Origin of the sequence: Salinibacillus aidingensis (genome assembly GCF_039522525.1) — a bacterium.
In the GTDB taxonomy this organism is placed as follows: domain Bacteria; phylum Bacillota; class Bacilli; order Bacillales; family Alkalibacillaceae; genus Salinibacillus; species Salinibacillus aidingensis.
Map to the genome: position 1 here is coordinate 480,687 of NZ_BAAADO010000001.1, position 21,679 is coordinate 502,365.

General features: G+C 41.6%; 17 protein-coding genes, 1 other RNA gene and 1 other annotated feature. Of the genes, 7 read left to right on the top strand and 11 right to left on the bottom strand.

The window, feature by feature from the left end:
• Positions 1 to 104: 104 nt before the first annotated feature.
• The 7 genes from ABD006_RS02600 to ABD006_RS02630 form a co-directional block, all read right to left on the bottom strand.
• Positions 105 to 299 carry a hypothetical protein gene (locus ABD006_RS02600; protein ID WP_343837207.1) on the bottom strand — a complete coding sequence of 65 codons (195 nt, stop codon included), beginning with the start codon at positions 297 to 299 and terminating at the stop codon, positions 105 to 107.
• Positions 300 to 368: 69 nt separating this feature from the next.
• Positions 369 to 2,696 (bottom strand): SF1B family DNA helicase RecD2, encoded by a 2,328-nt coding sequence (recD2, locus tag ABD006_RS02605; RefSeq protein WP_343837209.1) that lies wholly within the window; start codon positions 2,694 to 2,696, stop codon positions 369 to 371.
• Between the two features lie 17 nt (positions 2,697 to 2,713).
• Complete coding sequence (locus tag ABD006_RS02610) at positions 2,714 to 3,391, bottom strand: tetratricopeptide repeat protein (RefSeq protein ID WP_343837211.1); 678 nt, start codon at positions 3,389 to 3,391, stop codon at positions 2,714 to 2,716.
• A gap of 95 nt (positions 3,392 to 3,486) precedes the next feature.
• Positions 3,487 to 4,602 (bottom strand): tRNA 2-thiouridine(34) synthase MnmA, encoded by a 1,116-nt coding sequence (gene mnmA / locus ABD006_RS02615; RefSeq protein WP_343837213.1) that lies wholly within the window; start codon positions 4,600 to 4,602, stop codon positions 3,487 to 3,489.
• Positions 4,603 to 4,616: 14 nt separating this feature from the next.
• Complete coding sequence (locus ABD006_RS02620; RefSeq protein WP_343837215.1) at positions 4,617 to 5,756, bottom strand: cysteine desulfurase family protein; 1,140 nt, start codon at positions 5,754 to 5,756, stop codon at positions 4,617 to 4,619.
• A gap of 41 nt (positions 5,757 to 5,797) precedes the next feature.
• Positions 5,798 to 6,220, bottom strand: a complete 423-nt coding sequence (gene cymR / locus ABD006_RS02625) for a cysteine metabolism transcriptional regulator CymR (RefSeq protein WP_343837217.1) — start codon at positions 6,218 to 6,220, stop codon at positions 5,798 to 5,800.
• On the bottom strand, positions 6,174 to 6,860 hold the full coding sequence (locus tag ABD006_RS02630) for a YczE/YyaS/YitT family protein (protein WP_464758792.1): 687 nt from the start codon (positions 6,858 to 6,860) through the stop codon (positions 6,174 to 6,176). Before ABD006_RS02630 ends, cymR begins: the two co-directional genes overlap by 47 nt.
• Positions 6,861 to 7,143: 283 nt before the next feature.
• Here ABD006_RS02630 and ABD006_RS02635 point away from each other — a divergent pair, with 283 nt between their 5' ends.
• From ABD006_RS02635 to argF, 7 genes are all read left to right on the top strand, one after another.
• Complete coding sequence (locus ABD006_RS02635; RefSeq protein ID WP_343837219.1) at positions 7,144 to 8,427, top strand: replication-associated recombination protein A; 1,284 nt, start codon at positions 7,144 to 7,146, stop codon at positions 8,425 to 8,427.
• Positions 8,428 to 8,536: 109 nt separating this feature from the next.
• Positions 8,537 to 9,259 (top strand): RsfA family transcriptional regulator, encoded by a 723-nt coding sequence (locus ABD006_RS02640; RefSeq protein WP_343837221.1) that lies wholly within the window; start codon positions 8,537 to 8,539, stop codon positions 9,257 to 9,259.
• A 302-nt stretch (positions 9,260 to 9,561) separates the two neighbouring features.
• Positions 9,562 to 10,821 carry an argininosuccinate synthase gene (locus ABD006_RS02645; RefSeq protein WP_343837223.1) on the top strand — a complete coding sequence of 420 codons (1,260 nt, stop codon included), beginning with the start codon at positions 9,562 to 9,564 and terminating at the stop codon, positions 10,819 to 10,821.
• Entirely contained in the window at positions 10,818 to 12,251 is a 1,434-nt protein-coding gene (gene argH, locus ABD006_RS02650) for an argininosuccinate lyase (RefSeq protein ID WP_343837225.1), read from the top strand. The genes ABD006_RS02645 and argH overlap by 4 nt, the downstream gene beginning before the upstream one ends.
• A 71-nt stretch (positions 12,252 to 12,322) precedes the next feature.
• The gene (locus tag ABD006_RS02655; RefSeq protein WP_343837227.1) at positions 12,323 to 13,414 is read left to right on the top strand and encodes a carbamoyl phosphate synthase small subunit; all 1,092 of its coding nucleotides are present in this window, start codon (positions 12,323 to 12,325) and stop codon (positions 13,412 to 13,414) included.
• Positions 13,407 to 16,637, top strand: a complete 3,231-nt coding sequence (gene carB / locus ABD006_RS02660; protein ID WP_343837229.1) for a carbamoyl-phosphate synthase (glutamine-hydrolyzing) large subunit — start codon at positions 13,407 to 13,409, stop codon at positions 16,635 to 16,637. Before ABD006_RS02655 ends, carB begins: the two co-directional genes overlap by 8 nt.
• 35 nt (positions 16,638 to 16,672) lie before the next feature.
• Positions 16,673 to 17,602 carry an ornithine carbamoyltransferase gene (argF, locus tag ABD006_RS02665; protein ID WP_343837759.1) on the top strand — a complete coding sequence of 310 codons (930 nt, stop codon included), beginning with the start codon at positions 16,673 to 16,675 and terminating at the stop codon, positions 17,600 to 17,602.
• A gap of 126 nt (positions 17,603 to 17,728) precedes the next feature.
• Here argF and ssrS read toward each other — a convergent pair.
• The 4 genes from ssrS to ABD006_RS02685 all read right to left on the bottom strand — a co-directional run bounded on the left by ssrS (position 17,729) and on the right by ABD006_RS02685 (position 21,635).
• Positions 17,729 to 17,913, bottom strand: a non-coding RNA gene (gene ssrS / locus ABD006_RS02670) — 6S RNA.
• A gap of 92 nt (positions 17,914 to 18,005) precedes the next feature.
• Positions 18,006 to 19,778: an aspartate--tRNA ligase gene (gene aspS / locus ABD006_RS02675; protein ID WP_343837231.1), complete on the bottom strand. Its 1,773-nt coding sequence runs from the start codon at positions 19,776 to 19,778 to the stop codon at positions 18,006 to 18,008.
• Positions 19,771 to 21,057, bottom strand: coding sequence for a histidine--tRNA ligase (hisS, locus tag ABD006_RS02680; RefSeq protein WP_343837234.1), 1,287 nt, complete (start codon positions 21,055 to 21,057; stop codon positions 19,771 to 19,773). Before hisS ends, aspS begins: the two co-directional genes overlap by 8 nt.
• 108 nt (positions 21,058 to 21,165) lie before the next feature.
• Positions 21,166 to 21,407: a binding site (T-box leader), on the bottom strand.
• A 51-nt stretch (positions 21,408 to 21,458) separates the two neighbouring features.
• Positions 21,459 to 21,635, bottom strand: coding sequence for an RNA polymerase subunit sigma-70 (locus tag ABD006_RS02685; protein WP_162038827.1), 177 nt, complete (start codon positions 21,633 to 21,635; stop codon positions 21,459 to 21,461).
• Between the last annotated feature and the right edge of the window lie 44 nt (positions 21,636 to 21,679).

Consider the following 21,679-nt stretch of genomic DNA (forward strand, 5'->3'; position numbering starts at 1 on the left):
TAACCCCCTCAATCGGGACTAATTTACGCGAAAATGAAAGGAGGACAGCATATGCAGCTGCCCTTTCTTCTGACTTTTTCATTTTTAACTGATAAAGATCTTACCTATGTATAAGATTTTGGCGTAAGCTCTTCATCATTGAACAAATCATCTAAAGAGGATAAAGTTCCATCCTCTTCTACTTCATGAACTTTAATTCGATCATTGTCCAAGGAAAGTTCGATAAAGCAATTCCAGCAATAAAATTGGTTATGTCCTATTTTCCCTAAATTTTGACCTTGACAATTTGGACAGTTCACTTTTCGGGCAACTCCTTTGAAGATAATCTAGTATAAGAGTTCCCCACGTGTTTCTTAAATATACATACTTCACATAAAATCATACGGAGACAGTTCTTCTTGGTCTGCATCCTCCACATCTTCTACCTTTTCGTCACCCGCTATTGGTTCACCGGCAAACATCTGTTTAATACGTTGGGATAGAGTTGTATTCCGTACATTCTGGTCCTCTGTGCTTACACCCTCTAAAAACGCTCGCTGATCTCCACATATAATTAGTGACTGCTTACTTCTCGTAATCGCCGTATATAAAAGGTTTTTCTTAAGCATACGCCGGAATTCCGGAACTACAGGCATGACCACAATCGGAAATTCGCTACCCTGCGATTTGTGAATAGATATACAGTATGCATGCATGAGCTGATGAAGCTCAGAACGAACATAACGGACTTCTTTACCATCAAAATCAACGACCAGCTGTTCCTGATTTTCCTCTGTTTCATCTGCCTTCAGAATCGTTACCGCATGGCCAATGTCCCCATTATAGACACCCTTCTCTGGTTGATTGACAAGCTGTATCACTTTATCACCGGAGCGAAACACCTGTTCATTAAATTTCAGCGTTCTTTTCCGGCTATTCGCCGGATTAAGGAGCTCCTGTAATGATTCATTTAATTTATTAATTCCGACATTGGAACGATACATCGGTGCCAGTACCTGAATATCCCTTATAGAATATCCCTTATCGACAGCCTTTTTTACTATATCCTGTAATAAGGACAGTGTATTTGTTCCCTGTGACCGGAAAAAGGAAAAATCCTCACCTCTTTTTAAGGATTGCTGATCACATTGATGATTTTTTATTTCATGAGCCAGCTCTACAATTCTCGAGCCCTCTTTTTGCCGATATATTTCGGTAAGCTTGCAAGTCGGAATAACCCCTGAAGATAGCAAATCCGTTAACACCTGTCCAGGGCCTACAGAGGGCAACTGATCTTCATCACCTACCAACACAATCTGTGCCTTACTGGGGATTGCCCGAAAGAGTTGATTGGCAAGCCATATATCTACCATAGAAAACTCATCTATAATGATCAGATTGGCATCCAACTGGTGACTTTGATTAAACTCGAATTCTTCACTTCCTGACCAGCCCAGCAACCGATGGATGGTTTGTGCTTTATGACCGGTTGCTTCTGTCATACGCTTCGCTGCCCTGCCTGTTGGTGCTGCCAGAACAATCGGAGACTCATCTTTTTCCTCATTATTGTTTTTCGGATTCAGTCGTTCAAAAACTCCGATAATTCCTTTGATAACCGTCGTTTTCCCTGTGCCGGGACCCCCGGTTAAAATCACAGCCTTTGAGTTTAAGGCCTGCTCAATAGCTTCATATTGTTCCCGTCCATAGCTTATGGTTTCCTTTTCTTCTATTTCGCCTAATGCTTTTAAAATATCAGCTTGTACGAATTCCGAGTCCAATTCAATATCCATAATCCTTTTTAATTGAGAGCTTACCCCTTCTTCCGAGAAATAAAGGGAAGGAAGGTAGACTCGGTCATCTTCTATGATGAGGTACCGTTCTTCTGACAACTCTATCATCTTCTGTTCTACCAGATCATTAGTTACAGACGGTTCCGTTTCATTCAGTAATTTCCGCACGTCATCACAGAGCTGCTCAAGATATTCATAAACATGACCAAATTGGGATTGCTTCTGTAAGATATGGATACAGCCAGCTTGTATTCTGGCAGGATGATCACCCGCAATGCCAATCATCTTAGCAATGTTATCCGCTCTTCTGAATCCAAATCCCTCAACTTCAAACACAAACTGATAGGGATTTTCCTCCAGCAGCTTCAGTGTATCCTCTTTATAAACAGCATAAATTTTTTGTGTAAGCTGAAGCCCAATCCCATAATCAGCTAAGGCCATCACCACTCGCTCAAACCCTTGATTTTCACGAAGGGTCTGACTAAAGGATGAAATCACATTTTTAGGAAATCCAGGGATTCCAGCTAATACATTTTCATCTTTTAAAATTTGATCGATGGCTGTTTCGCCAAGAACATCCACGATCTTTTGGGCGCTTTTTTTCCCTACACCATAAAAGATGTCACTGGACAAATAACGTACGAGACTATCCTTTGTTTTGGGGATTTCCCTTGTATATGTAAAAACCTGATATTGCTGTCCAAATCTGTTGTGCTGATAAAGATTCCCATAGAAAATATATTCCTGCTCCTGTTCAAGTGGTGGAAAATGACCTTTCACAACAATTTCTTTATCCTGAAATGGTTCGTTCGTATCCACAATCCGGATTAAGGCAATGGAAAACTTCTCCTCCGCATTATGAAAAATTGTACGGAGCAGTATCCCCTTTATATAACCTTTTTCCTCATTTACCAAATCCATTGCCATGTGAATATACTCCCTTTTTACTCATTCTCGTTATTATTCTGTTTCAACATTTCAAGTACTTTTTCCTTTCCATTCCCGGCAAGTACATGATCAGGCTGAATACGCAAGGCTTCATCGAAGTGATGCAGTGCCTTATCGGTATCTGCATAATATAAATGAGCCACACCTAAATTATAATGGGCATCACTATGTTCTGTCTCTAATTTTAGCACTTCTTTCATCTGGTCCATAGCTAAATCAATTTGCTGTGATTGGGCCAGGGCAAGTCCATACTGAAATTGTGCATCGACATCTTCTGTATTAAGCTCTGCAGCACGCTGTAAATATGGGAGGGCAAATCTTGACTTGTCCTGTTGTACCAAAGTCATACCCAGCATAAAGTAAACATCACCATTCTCCAGCCCTTTTTGCAGTGCGGCCTCAAAGTTCTGTTGTGCTTTACCAAACTGTTCCTGTTCAAAATACATATTACCCAGGCCATAGTAGGCTGTCATCGCATTCTCATCCAGTTCAATAGCCTTTTCAAAAAAGTTTTTGGCCCGCTCAAAGTCCTGAAGATGAAGCAACAGATTACCAAAATTAATATAACCTACCGGATTGCCGGGATCTTCATCAATGGCCTCTGTAAAGGCTTTTGCAGCATCTTCAAATTTTTGATTTTTCAAATATTCAATTCCTTCTTCCATTTTACCCATAAATCTTTCCCCCTAAAAGTTTCAAAAAAGGAAGGTCAGAATTAACAGGGTTCATCCTTGTTTTCCATTCTGACCTCAGTTTTTCCTATTGTATTTTAAGCCAAATGCTGAATATATTTTTCGTTTTTGATGACTCGGTCGATGGTTGCTCCACCAAGACAGACTTCACCATCATAGAAAACCACGGCCTGACCTGGTGTAATGGCGCGTTCTGGTTCAGCAAATTCAACCCGCACCTCACCATTTTCCCGCGGATAAACCGTAACTTTACTGTCCTGTTGACGATAGCGGAATTTAGCCGTACAGGTAAAAGGCTCATTGGATTCTATCGGTATAATCCAATTGCTGTCGGTAGCCTCAAGTGCATCAGAATATAAATGGTCATTATGGAAGCCCTGACCTACATATAACACATTTTCCTCGAGATTTTTACCAATCACAAACCATGGGTCACCTGAACCACCTATGCCTAATCCATGTCTTTGACCAATGGTATAGTACATTAAACCATCGTGATCTCCTTTTACTTCGCCAGCCAGTGTTTTCATTTTCCCTGGCTGGGCAGGCAGATACTCACTTAAAAATTCCTTGAAATTACGCTCCCCTATAAAACAAATGCCTGTACTGTCCTTTTTGGTTGCTGTAGCCAGATTATGCTTCTTTGCAATTTCACGTACTTCTTTTTTATCAATTTCACCAAGCGGAAACATAACTTTTGAGAGTACGTCCTGGGATAATTGATTTAAGAAATAGGTCTGATCTTTATTTTCATCAACACCTCGAAGCATTTCATATCGGCCGTTACGTTCACGGACTCTTGCGTAGTGTCCGGTAGCCAGATAATCGGCCCCTAATGATAAGGCATGGTCCAAAAAGGCTTTAAATTTGATCTCTTTGTTGCACATCACATCAGGGTTTGGTGTCCGGCCGGCTTTATATTCATCCAGGAAGTACGTAAAGACTTTGTCCCAGTATTGCTTCTCAAAGTTTACTGAGTAATAAGGAATATCCAATTGGTTACAGACACGTACCACATCTTCAAAATCTTCCGTTGCCGTACAGACGCCAAACTCGTCTGTATCATCCCAATTTTTCATAAAAATACCGACAACATCATATCCTTGCTCTTTCAACAAGAGAGCGGCTACAGAGGAATCCACACCACCTGACATTCCGACCACTACTCTTGTATCTTTTGGTTCCTTTTTCATGTTTTCACTCCCTCTTAAGTTAAGCGATGGATAATTTCTGAAACCTTCTTTGCACTGGTCTCTATTTGCTGTTCATCATTTGCATTTCCGAAGCTGAAACGAATGGAATTGGTTGTCCGTTCATCTTCAGAGCCGAACATTTCCGACAATACATGCGATGGCTCCACAGAACCTGCTGTACATGCCGATCCGCTTGAAGCGGCAATACCGGATAAATCAAAATTGGTTAATAAAATTTCCACATTCGTGCCAGGAAAACTGATGTTTACAATGGATGATACACAATGATCTTTATTTCCATTAATAGAAAATTCCACTTGCTCTTCTTCTAGTATCTGCAAAAAACGTTTTTTAAAAGCAAGATACCTTTGATTTCGATCTGTTCTTTCCTGTTCAACCAGTTCAACAGCCTTCTGAAGGCCTTTTACAGCCGCAGTGTTTTCTGTTCCGGCCCGGCGTTTACGCTCCTGTTCTCCTCCATGCTGCAAGGATTGAAGTTTAACACCTTCACGAATATACAAAAACCCAATCCCTTTAGGTCCGTATATTTTATGTGCCGAGGCACTTAACAGATCCACACCAAGTTCTTTCACATCTATCGGAAGGGTGCCAAAGGCCTGAACCGCATCTGTATGAAAATAAGCCGGATGCTCCTGTAACAGTTCTCCGATTTCTTTGATGGGTTGAACGGTACCTACTTCATTATTTACATACATCATCGAAACGAGAATGGTATCCTCGCGCAGGTGCTTTTGAACATCACTTACAGCCACCATTCCGGTCTCATCAACAGGCAAGTAGGTAACTTCAAAGCCTTCATTTTCTAAATATTCGGCCGTACGTAGTGTAGCATGATGTTCAATGGAAGTTGTAATAATATGTTTACCCTCGTTCTCTCTCTTCCGGGCCACACCAATAAGCGCCATATTATCCGCTTCTGTACCACCACTTGTGAATACAATCTCTTTTTCAGTTGCCCCAATACTCCGTGCAACGGTATAACGGGACTGATCCATGATTTTCCTCGCTTGTCTGCCATAGTGATGGACACTGGACGGATTCCCATAGGTATTTTCCAAAACCGGAACCATTTCCTTAACGACCTTAGGGTGAACAGGTGTGGTTGCCGCATGATCCAGATATATCGGTTCCATCGTTTCACCTTCTTTTCTATCTTAAAATTGCCTTATTACAGTTAAATATAAAACATGTAGCCATGCTGGTCTCCGCTGTCTTCAAAGTTTGCCAAATCTGCAAGGGTTGTTGTATCCAGTACATCCTTTACAGCATTACGAATACGTACCCACAGTTCCTTTTTCGCTGGCTCTTCCTCTTCAATGCCTTCAACGATGAAGATTGGACCCTCCAAAATACGAATTATATCACCTGCAGTTATATCTTCAGGTGCCTTGGTTAGCAGATATCCACCGTATGCCCCACGGATACTTCTGACAAATCCTGCATTTCGTAAGGGCGGGATTAATTGCTCCAAATAATGTTCAGAGAGATCATGATCTCTTGCAATAGCCTTTAACGACAACGGCTTTTTATCACCAAAATTTTTTGCCAAATCAATCATGATCGTTAAGCCGTACCGTCCCTTCGTTGAAATTTTCACTAGATTTCCTCCTCCAAATCAAATACTCCAATAAACGTTCAGACTGTGGCAGCGAAAAGCCGACAATGGATCCTAATAATACAGATGCAATCACCGTACCAATTCCAACCGGTCCTCCAAGGAGATATCCCAGGATTAAAACAATGACCTCAAGTCCGATACGAACCCATTGCACTTTCCAGCCTGTTTTTTCCGTTAATAAAAGCATCAGTGTATCTCTTGGGCCGGCTCCTAATTTAGCCGCTACATATAGGCCTATACCGTAGCCGGCAATCAGAAGTCCCACCATTAACGTAAGAAAATCCATCCACAAAGCACCCGGATCGGGTAGTATAAATAAAAAGAAATCGATAAATATTCCTATAAAGACCATATTTAAAATCGTACCAATTTTTGGCCATGTTTTTCTTGCAGCACATGACAGACTTACAATAAAAATACCGACAATAATACTCCAGGAGCCGACAGTTAATCCGAATTGTGTGTAGAGTCCATAGTGCAGTACATCCCAGGGACTAATTCCGAGATCTTTTGCCTTTATCGTTAATGATATCCCAAATGCCAATATGATAATCCCGACAAAATAGACGAACCATCTCATCCATAAATGCTGCCGGTCTTCGTATGAAAGCTTACTCATTCTCCACTCCCTCTCACTGATGTCCAGTCGCCTCCGCTTTTCTCTGTCCAACTGCGGCTCCCAGGCCCTAGCGGTCATAAGCAAAATCTCCTCCATGGCCAAAAAGCGGCCACTCCGAAGATTCTGCTTATGCGGTCGGACCTAACCGGTCGCCTCCGCTTTTCTGTAAACCATTGATATTATAGCATGAAACCCTCCACCCTTGCATTTTAAACACACGAGGATTACGGTAGAATTAAATTAGCACGCTTTCAATGTTTGTTTTTAAAGGAGAAGAGAAAATATGAGCTTACAACCCTTAGCTTACCGAATGCGACCGAAGAGTATAGACGATATTATAGGGCAGGAACATTTAGTCGGACAAGGAAAAATGATTAGAAGAATGGTTGAAGCAGGCAAATTATCTTCTATGATTCTTTTTGGCCCTCCAGGAACTGGAAAAACTAGTATGGCTATGGCTATCGCCAAAAGCATGGATTACCCTTTTAAACAGTTAAATGCGGTAGTAGATAAGAAAAAAGATATGGAAATCGTTGTGGAAGAAGCCAAATTTTCAGGCAAGATGATTTTAATTTTAGATGAAGTACACCGACTTGATAAAGGGAAACAGGATTTTCTTCTTCCCCATTTAGAGAGTAATCTAATCACCCTTATCGGCTGTACGACGAGTAATCCATACCATTCTATTAACCCGGCTATACGGAGCAGATGTCATTTATTTGAGCTGGAGAGATTAGGTCTGGAGGATATAAAAAATGGAATCGTACATGCTCTGGAAGACAAGGAGCTGGGAATGGGCGGATATAAAACTTCATTAACAGACGAGGCTCTGGAGCATTTTGCTTTCGCATCCAACGGCGATCTGCGCGCGGCACTTAATGGCTTGGAGCTTGCTGTAACCTCTACAGAAAAAAATGAAGAAGGTGTTATCTCCATCGACCTGGCTACTGCCGAAGAATGCATGCAGAAAAAAAGCTTTTCACATGATAAGGACGGTGATGGTCATTATGATGTTCTATCCGCCTTTCAAAAGTCCATTAGAGGGAGCGATGTCAATGCAGCCCTTCACTATTTGGGACGTTTAATAGAAGCAGGTGACCTTGATAGCATTGGCAGACGCCTGGTGGTATGTGCCTATGAGGACATTGGTATTGCCAGCCCTCAGGCGGGACAAAGAGCACTTGCAGCTGTACAGGCTGCAGAAAGACTTGGTTTTCCCGAAGCCCGAATTCCCTTGGCTGTATCTGTTGTAGAGCTCTGTCTTTCCCCTAAGTCAAATTCTGCTTATAAAGCTCTGGATGAAGCGCTCCAGGATATTCGTAATGGAAAAAGCGGAGACATCCCCAAGCATTTAAAAGATGCTCATTACAGTGGTGCAAAATCTTTAGGTCGGGGAGTAGAGTACAAATATCCTCATAACTATGAACAGGGCTGGGTAGCTCAGCAATATTTACCGGATTCTATTAAAAACAGGGAATATTATCAGCCGAAAAAAACGAGTAAATTTGAAGCATCTCTTAAACAAGTATATGAAAAAATTCAGGGAATAAATAGAAATTCCCAATAAATAGAGTATAAACTCCTCTTTTATTGAACAGACTAGAAACAAAACAGTGATGAATAACTATTATGATAACTATTAAAAAATGAAAAGAATAAAAGAGGAGTGAAATACAATGGCGAAAGTCAGACAAGATGCATGGTCCCATGAAGATGACCTCCTGCTCGCAGAAACCGTTCTGCGGCATATACGCGAAGGCAGTACCCAGCTAAATGCCTTTGAGGAAGTAGGAGATCAATTAAATAGAACTGCAGCAGCATGTGGTTTTCGCTGGAATGCTGAGGTAAGAAGACGGTATGAGAAAGCGATTGAAATTGCCAAGCGTCAGAGAAAGGAAAGAAAACGTGCAATTGCGCAGCAGCAAAAACTGCAGCAGCAAACTCAGTCTCCATCCGTACCAGCGTACCAGCCGGCTGCTGGAACTGTTCCAGCACAGCAGGATTTACAGCCGCAGCAGTCAGAAACAACGGCCCAACCAGAACCAATGGAGCAGAAGCAACAAACTCAGTCTATTGCAAATCAGCAATCGGTTCCGTCTATTGATGATATTATAGTAAGCTTACAAGAATTTAAATCTAATTTTGAACATAACTATCAAAAGCATGCGAATATTGATCAACTACAGCAGGAAAATGAAACATTAAGAGCAGAAAACGAGGAGCTTGAAAAACGACTGAAAAAAGTGGAAAAAGAATACGAATCCATGCAGGAAGACTATCAAGTATTAATGTCCATTATGGATAAGGCGAGAAAAATGGTGGTATTCGACGACGATGCCGAACCATCTCAAGCCTTCCGAATGGATAAAAACGGAAACCTGGAGCAGGTGGCCCGATAAAGTGAAACTTCCATCAGTGGGGGTTTTCTCCATCCCCCACTGATGGTTCGTTGAACTTATCAGGAATTTACTGGCCGTTTATCCCCCGCTTAATCCTGGGTTGGGATACCCTCAAGACTTGAAGTGGGGGTATTACGGCCAGTTAATGCGTGATAAATAAAAGATGCTGTCTTTATCATAGACAGTATCTTTTTTTATGGAAAATGACATTTTTACCATTGAATTTTTATACTTAATAATGCATAATAATTCATAAACATTTTAATTTTTTCACTATTTCGTCATAAAGGGAGAGATTGTTCATGGAGAAAAAAAGAATCGTTTTAGCTTATTCCGGTGGATTGGATACTTCAGTTGCAATCAAATGGCTTCAGGATAAATACAATTATGATGTGATTGCCGTTGCTCTGGATGTAGGTGAAGGAAAAGATCTGGAATTTGTTAAAAATAAAGCCCTTGATGTTGGCGCGGTTAAATCCTATGTGGTTGATGCCAAGTCAGCCTTTGCAAAAGAATATGTAGCGAAGGCTTTAAAAGCAAATCTTTTATATGAAGGGAAATATCCTCTTGTCTCTGCACTATCCCGTCCGCTTATTGCAAAGATTCTTGTTGATATTGCCAAACAGGAAGGCGCAGTAGCTGTTGCCCATGGATGTACAGGAAAAGGAAATGACCAGGTAAGATTTGACGTATCCTTTACAGCACTGGCTCCTGAACTGGATGTAGTAGCCCCTGTACGTGAATGGGCCATGTCTAGAGATGAAGAAATTGCCTATGCAAAAGAAAACGGAATCCCTATCCCTGTTGACTTGGAAAGTCCCTATAGTGTGGACCAGAATCTGTGGGGCCGCAGTAATGAATGCGGGATTCTCGAAGACCCTGCGGTTGAACCCCCTCAGGATGCTTATGAATTAACAGTTGATCCTGTTGATGCACCAGATGAACCTCAATATGTGGACATTGAGTTTGATAAAGGAGAGCCTGTTGCAATCAATAATGAAAAGTTACCTTTAGATGATCTGATTTTAAAACTGAATAAAATTGCCGGTAAGCATGGGGTCGGACGTATTGACCACATTGAAAGTCGTTTAGTTGGGATAAAATCACGCGAGGTCTATGAGTGCCCTGCAGCCCTGACTCTTATTGCAGCTCATCAGGAATTAGAAGCCTTAACATTACCAAGAGAGGTTGCCCAGTTTAAACCGACAATTGAACAGAAGCTTACCCAGACGATTTATGACGGATTGTGGTATTCTCCATTAACCAATGCTCTACATGCCTTTATTGACCAGACTCAGATCTATGTTTCAGGAAATGTGACAGTAAAACTCTACAAGGGGCAGGCACAGGTAACAGGACGCTCGTCTGATTACTCACTCTATGATTTCGGATTAGCAACTTATAAGCCGGACGATGAATTCGATCATAATGCAGCTTTAGGGTTCATACAGCTATGGGGGCTTCCAACAAAAGTCCACTCATCTGTAACCAATGAATATCAAAATACAGAATTTCAAAATAGCAATATAAAAATGGAAAAGAAAGAAGCGATTAAACCATGAAACTATGGGGCGGGAGATTTACCAAACCTACCAATGAACTTGTAGATGAATATACCTCCTCTATTCAGTTTGATCAAAAGCTTGCACAGCAGGACATAAAAGGAAGTCTTGCCCATGTCGGCATGCTTGCGAGCTGTCAGATTATATCAAAGGAAGAAGCAGCTACCATTTCTAAGGGATTAACTGCTGTTGCAGAAAAGATACAAAACGGAGATGCTGAATTATCGGAGGATCACGAAGATATTCATATGAACATTGAAAAGCTGCTTATTGAAGAAGTTGGCCCTGTGGGAGGAAAACTGCATACGGGCAGAAGCCGTAATGACCAGGTCGCATTGGATATGAGACTGTATTTAAGAGAATCCATTGTTGTGCTTACTGATTTACTCGTTCAAGTCCAGGAATCACTGATTGGGCAGGCAGAAAAAAACATTGACACCATTCTTCCAGGCTATACCCATTTACAGCGTGCCCAGCCCGTTCGTTTTGCCCATCATCTAATGGCTTATGTATTTATGCTTCAGCGCGATGCGGATCGGCTGAAAGACAGCTATAAACGCGTAAATCAATCCCCATTAGGTGCAGGTGCCTTAGCCGGGACTACATTTCCGATTAATCGTGAGCAGGTAGCTGACAGCCTGAATTTTGATGGAATATGTGAAAATAGTCTGGACGCTGTCAGTGATCGTGATTTTGTTGTTGAATTTTTGTCGAATGCCTCTTTAATCTCCATGCATCTGTCAAGGTTATGCGAGGAGCTTGTTCAATGGTCAAGTGCGGAGTTTAATTTCATAGAACTGGATGATGCCTTTTCTACGGGAAGCAGTATGATGCCCCAAAAGAAAAATCCGGATGTGGCTGAACTGGTCCGTGGGAAAACAGGCAGGGTGTACGGACATTTAATGGGGATGCTAACGACTTTAAAAGCACTGCCATTAGCTTATAACAAGGATATGCAGGAGGACAAAGAAGGGATGTTTGACACGGTGGACACTCTAAAAGGGGCTTTGTCTCTCTTTGCCCCTATGATATCCAGTATGCAAGTGAAAAAGGACGAAATGTATGATGCGGTACAGAAGGACTATTCCAATGCTACAGATTTAGCAGATTACTTAGTACAGCAGGATATTCCTTTCCGTGAAGCCCATGCAATTGTCGGTCAAATTGTACTTTACAGCATCGAGCAGAATAAATACTTATTACAGCTGACATTAGATGAGTTTCAGCAGTTTTCAAGTTCAATTGGTGAAGATATTTATGAAGCTTTAAAACCTGAATCCGTTGTAAATGCAAGAAATGTTAAGGGAGCAACATCCAGAGATCAAGTCAAAGAGCAATTTCATCATGCGTATCATTTTATCGATGGTAATAAAAGCTGGATTCAGAGTTATGAACAGAGTGCCGAGAACTCTAATTTTTTATCGTTTTAATGTATAAAAATGTACCAAAATGTATATTCATACCATTCTTGTGAATTTTGCTTGGAGAGGAGATGATGTCTATGGATGAGCATACGGGCTATCTAACGTTAAATACGGGGCATGTTTTTGAAGGGAAATGGTTATATAAAGATGATCAGACAGAGGGGGAAATGGTATTTAACACAGCAATGACCGGATATCAGGAGGTCATGACTGATCCATCCTATGCGGGGCAGATCGTGACCATGACCTACCCTTTAATCGGGAACTATGGATGTAATGACTGGGATAATGAAAGCTGGAAGCCCTCATTGGCCGGCTTAATTATTGCATGTCCCTTTTTAAATCCGATTCATGAAGAAACGAAACACTCTTTACAGGAAATGGTGAACAGACATAATATTCCCACGCTGTACGATATGGATACCCGTGCCTTAACCCGTATAATCCGAAAGCATGGAGAAGTATATGGAAAGTTCACATCAGACCCAAACGATTTCCCGGCAATGAAAGAAATCGAATCGGACATTGTTCGTAAGGTAGCCATAAAAAAATCATTGATTGTCAAACCTGAAAATCCTTCATCCAGTACTCAAAAAATAGCTGTGATTGATTTTGGTTACAAGCATTCCATCGTAGAAACATTCCGGAAATTAGACTGTGAAATTCACGTAGTCCCCTTCCATGTTACCTGGGAGCAGATCAAGGAAATAAATCCTGATGCAGTTGTATTATCCAATGGTCCAGGAAATCCAAAAGACCTCATGTATCTATTTGATAACCTTAAACCAATCATTAATCATTACCCAACTCTTGGGATTTGCCTGGGACAGCAAATTATAGCTCTAGCAAACGGAGCACAAACCAAGCGTCTGCCATTCGGTCATCGGGGCAGCAATCATCCAGTCAAGGATTTAACAACAGGGAAAGTTCTCATTACCTCTCAAAATCATGGCTATACAGTAGATGAGAAATCGCTTCATAAGCATGAGTGGAAGGTGACACATCTCAATGTTAATGATCAGTCCGTCGAAGGAATGATGCATCGCTATAAGCCGATTATGTCTGTACAGTTTCACCCCGAAGCACATCCGGGACCCATGGATTCCTTTTATATTTTTAAACATTTTTTAGCTTTGACTCATACTAAAGGAGAGAAGCAGCATGCCTAAACTGCCATCTATTAAAAAAGTTCTGGTCATAGGTTCCGGCCCTATTGTTATTGGTCAGGCAGCTGAATTTGACTATGCAGGTACACAGGCCTGTTTAGCCCTGAAAGAAGAAGGTATTGAGGTTGTGTTGGTGAATAATAATCCCGCAACAATAATGACAGACCCACAGTTTGCCGATCATATTTATTTAGAGCCGTTGACCTGCGAATCTGTAACGAAAATTATTAAGCAGGAAAAACCTGACGGACTCCTCCCTACCCTTGGAGGTCAGACAGGTTTAAACCTGGCCCTTTCTTTAACGGAGGCTGGGGTTCTGGACCAATATGAAGTGGAGTTACTCGGAACACCTCTGAACTCTATTCAAAAAGGAGAAGACCGGGAGCGGTTCAAATCTATGATGATAGATATAGATGAGCCTATTGCTCACAGTGTTCCCGCAACGTCAACGAAGGAAGCCATTGAGTTTGCTGATCAGACCGGCTATCCCATTATGATTCGACCCGCCTATACCCTGGGTGGATCAGGCGGTGGCGTTGCAGCCAATCAAAAGGAATTAGAATCAATCGTCATGAACGGTCTTCAATTAAGTCCTATTCATCAGGTCTTAATTGAACAGAGTGTAAAAGGCTGGAAGGAAATTGAATTCGAGGTTATGCGTGATGCCAATGATACCTGCATTATTGTCTGCAGCATGGAAAATATTGATCCTGTTGGAGTCCACACAGGAGACAGTATGGTAGTGGCCCCTGTCCAAACATTGACTGATCGTCAGTACCAAATGCTTCGAACAACCTCCTGTAAGGTTATCAGGGAGCTTGGTGTAGTGGGAGGCTGTAATATCCAATTTGCAGTTCACCCTGAACGTGATGAATATGTCATTATTGAGGTAAATCCGCGAGTGAGCAGATCAAGTGCACTTGCTTCAAAAGCTACAGGTTATCCAATTGCAAGAATTGCTGCCAAGCTGGCCCTGGGCTATCATCTGGATGAAGTCCTGAACCCGATTACAGCAAATACGTACGCAAGCTTCGAGCCAGCCATTGATTATATTGCCGTGAAGCTTCCCCGGTTGCCTTTTGATAAGTTTACGGATGCTGACCGAAAGCTCGGTACACAGATGCAGGCAACCGGTGAAGTGATGGCAATTGCACGGAACCTTCCTGCAGCTATTCAAAAAGCCATACGCTCGCTGGAAATTGATGTAGACCAATTGCATTTGCCCTCTGTTCATCACTTATCCAATGAACAGCTGCAATTGCAGTTAGCCGAGGCATCTGATGAACGCTTATTTGTCATTGGAGAAGCGTTACGTCGGGGCTTTTCGATTGAAACCATCCATGGGATAACAGACATTCATCCATACTTTCTATATGAGATATCAGCCATCATCAAGCATGAAAATGATCTTTCCGATAGGGTATGGGAAGAAATGGAGGAAAAGGATTGGTTAAAAGCAAAACAGCTTGGCTTCACGAATAAAACGTTAGCCAAACTATTCAAAGTCAGCGAGCATGAAATAGCAGCTGAAATCTCTCACCTCCCTGCCTATAAAATGGTAGATACGTGTGCTGCAGAATTTTCTGCGGACACTCCTTATTATTACAGTTCCTGGAATGAAATGGATGAGGTTGAAGAATTAGATGGGAGTCAAAAAACCGTTGTGATTGGTTCCGGTCCAATTCGAATCGGTCAGGGCATTGAATTCGATTACTGCTCTGTCCAGGCTGCTATGTCTTTAAGAGATCAGGGAATCGATTCCATTGTAATTAATAACAATCCTGAAACGGTCAGTACTGACTTTCATACGGCTGATCATTTATACTTTGAGCCTTTAACCGCCGAAGATGTCATTCACATTCTGCAGAAAGAACAAGCAGATCATGTAATGGTTCAATTCGGTGGTCAAACAGCCATTAATCTGGCAGAGGACTTGAAGAACGCTGGTTTCCATATTGCCGGTACCTCCCTTTCTTCCATTCAAAAGGTGGAAGACAGAGATCAGTTTTATCAAATGCTTACCGAACTGAATATTCCACATATACCTGGCGAGACCATTTATGCCTTTCAGAATGCACATGATGCAGCGCAAACGATTGGTTTTCCCATGCTTGTCCGCCCTTCTTATGTTATTGGTGGAAAAGGAATGAAAGTTATCCAAAATGAAAATCAATTAGATGAATATGTACATGAGCTCGAACATGAATTATCCGCAAATTCCATTTATCCGCTGCTCATGGATCGTTTTATTACAGGCAAGGAATTCGAAGTGGATGCCGTTTGTGATGGTTCTGACATCATTATTCCCGGCATTTTTGAACATGTGGAAAAAGCAGGTATTCATTCAGGTGACAGTATGGCCATCTTTCCCGCTCCATCATTAACGGAAAAGGAGAAGGAAACCATTTTCAACTATACACAAAAAATCTCCTCAAGGCTTAATGCCAAAGGGTTGATGAACATTCAGTTTGTCATGGATGAAGCCACGAAGGACATCTTTGTACTCGAGGTAAATCCACGAGCTTCAAGAACTGTTCCGATTGTATGCAAAATTACGGGGATTCCCCTTATTGATTTAGCAACAAAGGTTCAATTGGGAGAACCTCTTCAATCACAATCTTACACATTGGGGCTGCACGATGATATACCTTATTACACCGTTAAAATGCCAATCTTTTCAACGGAAAAACTGAGTGGTGTCGATCCAATTACAGGGCCTGAAATGAAATCCACCGGAGAAGCCATTGGTATTGGAAAAACCGTCCCACAGGCCATGGCCAAGGCCTTTCATTGGTCAGAAAACAAGGGAACTGCTCCCGATGAAAAGGACTGGATACTCATGACTGGCAGCCTGGCTGATGATAACAACAGCAGTCAGCTCTGTACGTTTTTAAGAAAGGCAGGCATCAATATTGCTGCAACACATGAAACTGAACAGACACTAAAACACTATGGAGTTGAGGTTGCTGAAATTCTGACAAAAGAAGAAGCGAAAGATCGATTCTCGAAAAAAACCTTTACCCTTCTCTTTACAAATCAAATGGAGGACTCATTTCAGCGGGAGCTACGGGAATATGCTTTAAAAAAAGGAATAAAGAGTTTTACAGCACCGGAAACCCTAACAGCCTTTCTTATGGCATCAGTCGAGTCCCTTCACCCGCCATTTTCGATACAGAACTATAATAACCTGATAGATTACAATCAAACGGAGAAGGAGAGTGTTTAATTTTGGATATAGCCCTGGATAATACGATTCAATCTATGAAGAATAAAGATTTCCTGACATTAAAGGATTACTCCAAACAGGAGATAAACAGTTTACTAAAATTAGCCAGTGAATTAAAGCAACTGCAAAAGCAGGATATACGACCTCAAATGTTAGAAGGAAAAACATTAGGAATGATATTCGAAAAAGCTTATACCAGAACACGGGTGTCTTTTGAAGCAGGAATTTATCAATTAGGAGGATCAGGGCTGTTTTTAAACACTCAGGATATTCAGCTGGGACGTGGAGAAACAATAGCTGACACGGCAAAGGTTCTTTCCTCTTATCTCGATGGGATTATGATCCGTACCTATAGCCAGTCAGCTGTTGAACAGTTGGCAGAGCATGCAGCCATTCCCGTCATAAATGGACTGACGGATTTGTATCATCCCTGTCAGGTGCTTGCAGATCTTCTGACGATTCAGGAACAAAAAGGAAGCCTGAGTGGATTAACGTTAACCTACATCGGGGATGGAAATAATATGGCTCACTCGCTTATGATTGGGAGTGCAATAATGGGAATGAATGTTCACATTGTAAGCCCAAAGGAGTTCCAGCCAAACTCTGCTATTACAGATCAGGCTCAGGCAATAGCTAAACAAAATAATAGCTCGGTTATGGTCACTCAGGATATCCAAAAAGCTGTACAGGATACAGATATTATCTATACGGATGTATGGGCAAGTATGGGACAGGAAAATGAACAGAAGGAGCGTGCTGAAATCTTCAAGGTCTATCAGGTCAATGACAGTCTGATGGCCAAGGCTAAGCCAGAGGCTATCTTTATGCACTGTCTGCCTGCGCACCGGGGCGAAGAAGTTACGGCCAGGGTGATTGATGGAGAGCAATCTGTAGTATTTGAAGAAGCAGAGAATCGTCTCCATGCACAAAAAGCATTGATGGTCGCACTCATGAGCAATCATTAAGTTTCACACATGTTAAAATTCCTCAGGGTATATACCCTGAGGAATTTTTTTCCTGGTGCAGTCAGTTATAAAAAAGATGTCTGTAGATAACAAAACATACGCTTTTGTTAGCACTGTATTATGTATTACAATCCCAATCGTGCCGTCACCCTGTAACGTTTTGAACCCGCTCTCGGCAGGTGGGTGCCCTGTTCCATGCTTTGTACTTCCACACATGTTGGAGGCATGTACGCCACACAGAAACTCCAGGCTCCCTTTTACGTTGTTGTTCGGTCAAAACTGGTTGGTTGTGACGAACACATCAGGATTGCTATCTAATTTCTATTGCAATTGAATCTTAGCATAATACCCCTGTTTATTTCAAGGCATTATATTATGGTAAGATTACAAGTTTTTAACAATTTTATTTCACTTCCCGATTAGAAAGCTTTAACTTTAACTCCTGTAACTGATTCTCATCCACTTCAGAAGGTGCTTCCGTTAATAAATCGGATGCAGATGCCGTTTTAGGAAAGAGAATAGTATCTCTTAAATTATCTCTTCCAGCCAATAGCATGATAAAACGATCAAAGCCAAGAGCAATTCCTCCATGTGGCGGAGCTCCATACTGTAATGCTTCCATTAGAAAACCAAACTGTTCATTGGCTTCATCTTTTGTAAATCCAAGGGCTTCAAACATCTTCTCCTGAAGCTCGTAATCATGAATACGAAGGGAACCGCCTCCTAATTCATACCCATTAAGAACTAAATCATAGGCCTCTGCTTTCATTTCTTCAGGAGCGTCATTAAACTTTTCCAGTGCGCCAGGGGCAGGCATTGTAAATGGATGATGAGCCGCAAAATATCGTTCAGAGTCTTCATCATATTCAAGTAATGGCCAGTCGGTTACCCACAGGAAATTAAATTTCGCTTTATCAATTAAGTTGAGCTCACGGCCCAGCTTCAGACGAAGGGCGCCCAGACTTTCATAAACCACCGTTGTTTTATCAGCAACGAATAAAAGAAGATCGCCATTTTCGACATCCATGGTTTCCTTTATACCGTTTACTTCCTCTTCAGACAGGAATTTTGAGATAGGTCCTGTTAACCCGTTATCTTCCGCTTTTAACCAGGCCAGACCTTGAGCACCGTAAATTTTCACAAAGTCCGTTAATTGGTCAATATTTTTTCTTGAATACGCAGAAGCCTGCCCTTTCACATTGATTCCACTGACTTTTCCACCGGATTCAACAGCCGTGCGGAATACTTTGAAATCAGAGTTCTGCACGACTTCAGATACGCTATTGAGCTCTAGGCCAAAACGGGTATCAGGTTTATCAGAACCATAACGTTCCATAGCTTCATCATATTTCATTCTTGGAAATGGTGTTGAAATATCCAGTCCTTTAACTTCCTTCATTACCTTCTTCATCATGCGTTCCATCATGTCCATAATATCCTCTTTAGACATAAAGGAGGTTTCAATATCGACCTGAGTAAATTCCGGCTGACGGTCTGCGCGCAGGTCTTCATCACGGAAGCAGCGGGCAATTTGATAATATTTTTCAAAGCCGGATATCATAATCAGCTGTTTAAACAACTGAGGGGACTGTGGCAATGCATAAAATTCTCCCGGGTGTACACGGCTGGGTACTAAATAGTCTCTTGCCCCTTCTGGTGTGCTTTTCGTTAACATAGGCGTTTCCATCTCCAGGAAGTCCTCATTGTTCAGGAAATTCCGGATTGCCTGTGTGGTCTGATGACGGAGCTTAAACGTTTCCTGCATCGGTTTCCTTCTAAGATCCAGATAACGATACTTCAGACGAACTTCCTCTGTTGTATCTGATTCTTCCTCTAAAGTAAACGGTGGTGTTTTTGATTTATTCAGGATCGTTAATTCCTTCGCTTCCACTTCAAGTGCACCGGTTGGCATATTCTCATTAATGGTGTCTTCTTCTCTCGCAACCACTTTCCCTGTTACTTCAATGACAAACTCGCTGCGTACTGAGTCTGCTTTTGCCAAGGCGTCTGGGCTGATGGAAGGATTAAACACAATCTGCACCAATCCTGAAACATCACGCAGGTCAATAAAAATTAATCCACCAAGATCACGACGCTTCTGTACCCATCCTTTTAACAGGACCTCTTCACCAATGTTTGCTTTCGTTAAATTTCCACAATAAAAGCGTTCACTCATTCTCTGTTCCTCCTTGTACAGCCTTTTTTAAGTAGGAGGCAACCTGATCTAATGGCTGATCACTCTGCTCTCCTGTTTCCATATTTTTAATGGCTACTTTGCCTTCATTTAATTCGTCTTCGCCCATAACAATCACATAACGGGCTTTTAACCGATCTGCAGCTTTGAATTGTGCCTTCATCTTTTTATCCATATAGTCCATATCCGTTTTTATCCCCTGATGTCTTAAGGAAAGCTGCAATTTCACAGCTTCTTTCTTAGCCAGATCTCCCATCGCTGCAATATAGCAATCAATGGCTTCATCAAATGGAAGATTAATGTTTTCAGCATCTAAAGCGAGCAATAAACGTTCGATACTCAAAGCAAATCCTATACCAGGGGTTTCAGGACCGCCCAGTTCCTCAACAAGTCCGTTATAACGACCGCCGCCGGATAATGTAGTAATCGCGCCAAATCCTTCAGCATCACTCATGATTTCAAATGCAGTATGATTATAGTAGTCCAGACCTCTTACCAGATTAGGGTCTACCACATAATCAATTCCCATTTGCTCCAGATAGGTTTTCACCTGTTCAAAATAGGTATGGGAATACTCATTCAAATAATCCATAATGGAAGGGGCTGTTTCCATCGCCGGGTGGTTTCGGTCCACCTTACAATCTAAAACCCGTAAAGGATTTTTTTCGAGACGATTTTGGCAATCCTGACATAGCTCCTCTTTATGTGGTGTGAAGTGCTCGATTAAAGCATTACGATGGTTGGTCCGGCTCTCCATATCACCAAGACTATTGATCACTAATTTTAATGATTTTAACCCTAAGGATTTGTAGCAGTCCAGAGCGAAAGCCAGCACTTCAGCATCAATCGCAGGGTCAGCACTTCCTAAAGCTTCGATTCCAAACTGTACAAACTGACGTGTACGCCCTTTTTGCGGACGTTCATAACGAAACATAGGTCCAAAATAGAATAATTTAGTTGGCTGCTGGGGTGCGCCATGCATTTTATTTTCAACGTAAGAACGTACTACAGACGCTGTTCCCTCAGGTCTCAAGGTAAGGCTTCTTCCTCCCCGATCAGTAAAAGTGTACATTTCCTTTTGGACAATGTCTGTCGTGTCACCTACCCCTCTTTGAAATAATTCTGTGCGTTCAAATATAGGGGTTCGAATCTCATGGTAGTTATACAAACTCGCTAATTCCTGAAGCTTTTGTTCGACATACTGCCATTTTTTGGACTGTTCTGGTAAGATGTCTTCTGTCCCTCTTGGTACGTTAATCATCCTTGCTCCTCCTTCGTTATATGTAAAATACATACCATAAAATGTCGTATAAACATCAACTGCTGGAATCCTTTTAGAAGAAATAAAAAAATCCCGTCCCTTTCAAAGAAAAGGGACGGGATTTCACCCGCGTTGCCACCCTAAGTTGAAGCAGTATAATCCTTGGGATCATTGCTTCCCCTTAATTTCCATTAACGCATGGGTAACGTCTGCATCTAATAAGACTCACCGTTCGATACAGAACCTCCAGAATGTCTTTCATTAAGGGAGTATGGAGAAATGCTCACAGCCCGGGGCATTTCCTCTCTGGCCACCTCTTCCTTAATTACTCTTTCCTTCACAGGATTTCCGTACTATAATTTTTGAATTGATTATAACTATAATGTTGTGAAGACTAAATGTCAAGAACGAGTTAGCCTTTCTTTTAAGTTTTTTACATCTTTTAAGGATAAACCAAATTCCTGCGCCAATTCCATTGAAGACTGTTCCTTTTCCGAGTTCATAAAGTGATGGAAATCGATTTGAAAAATTCCCTGATCTGAATAAGATAGTGCATTACGGTTTCCGCTTGTTCTCATGTGAGGAACCTCCACTCTTTGGTTTTGTTCTTAGCTTGTTCAAT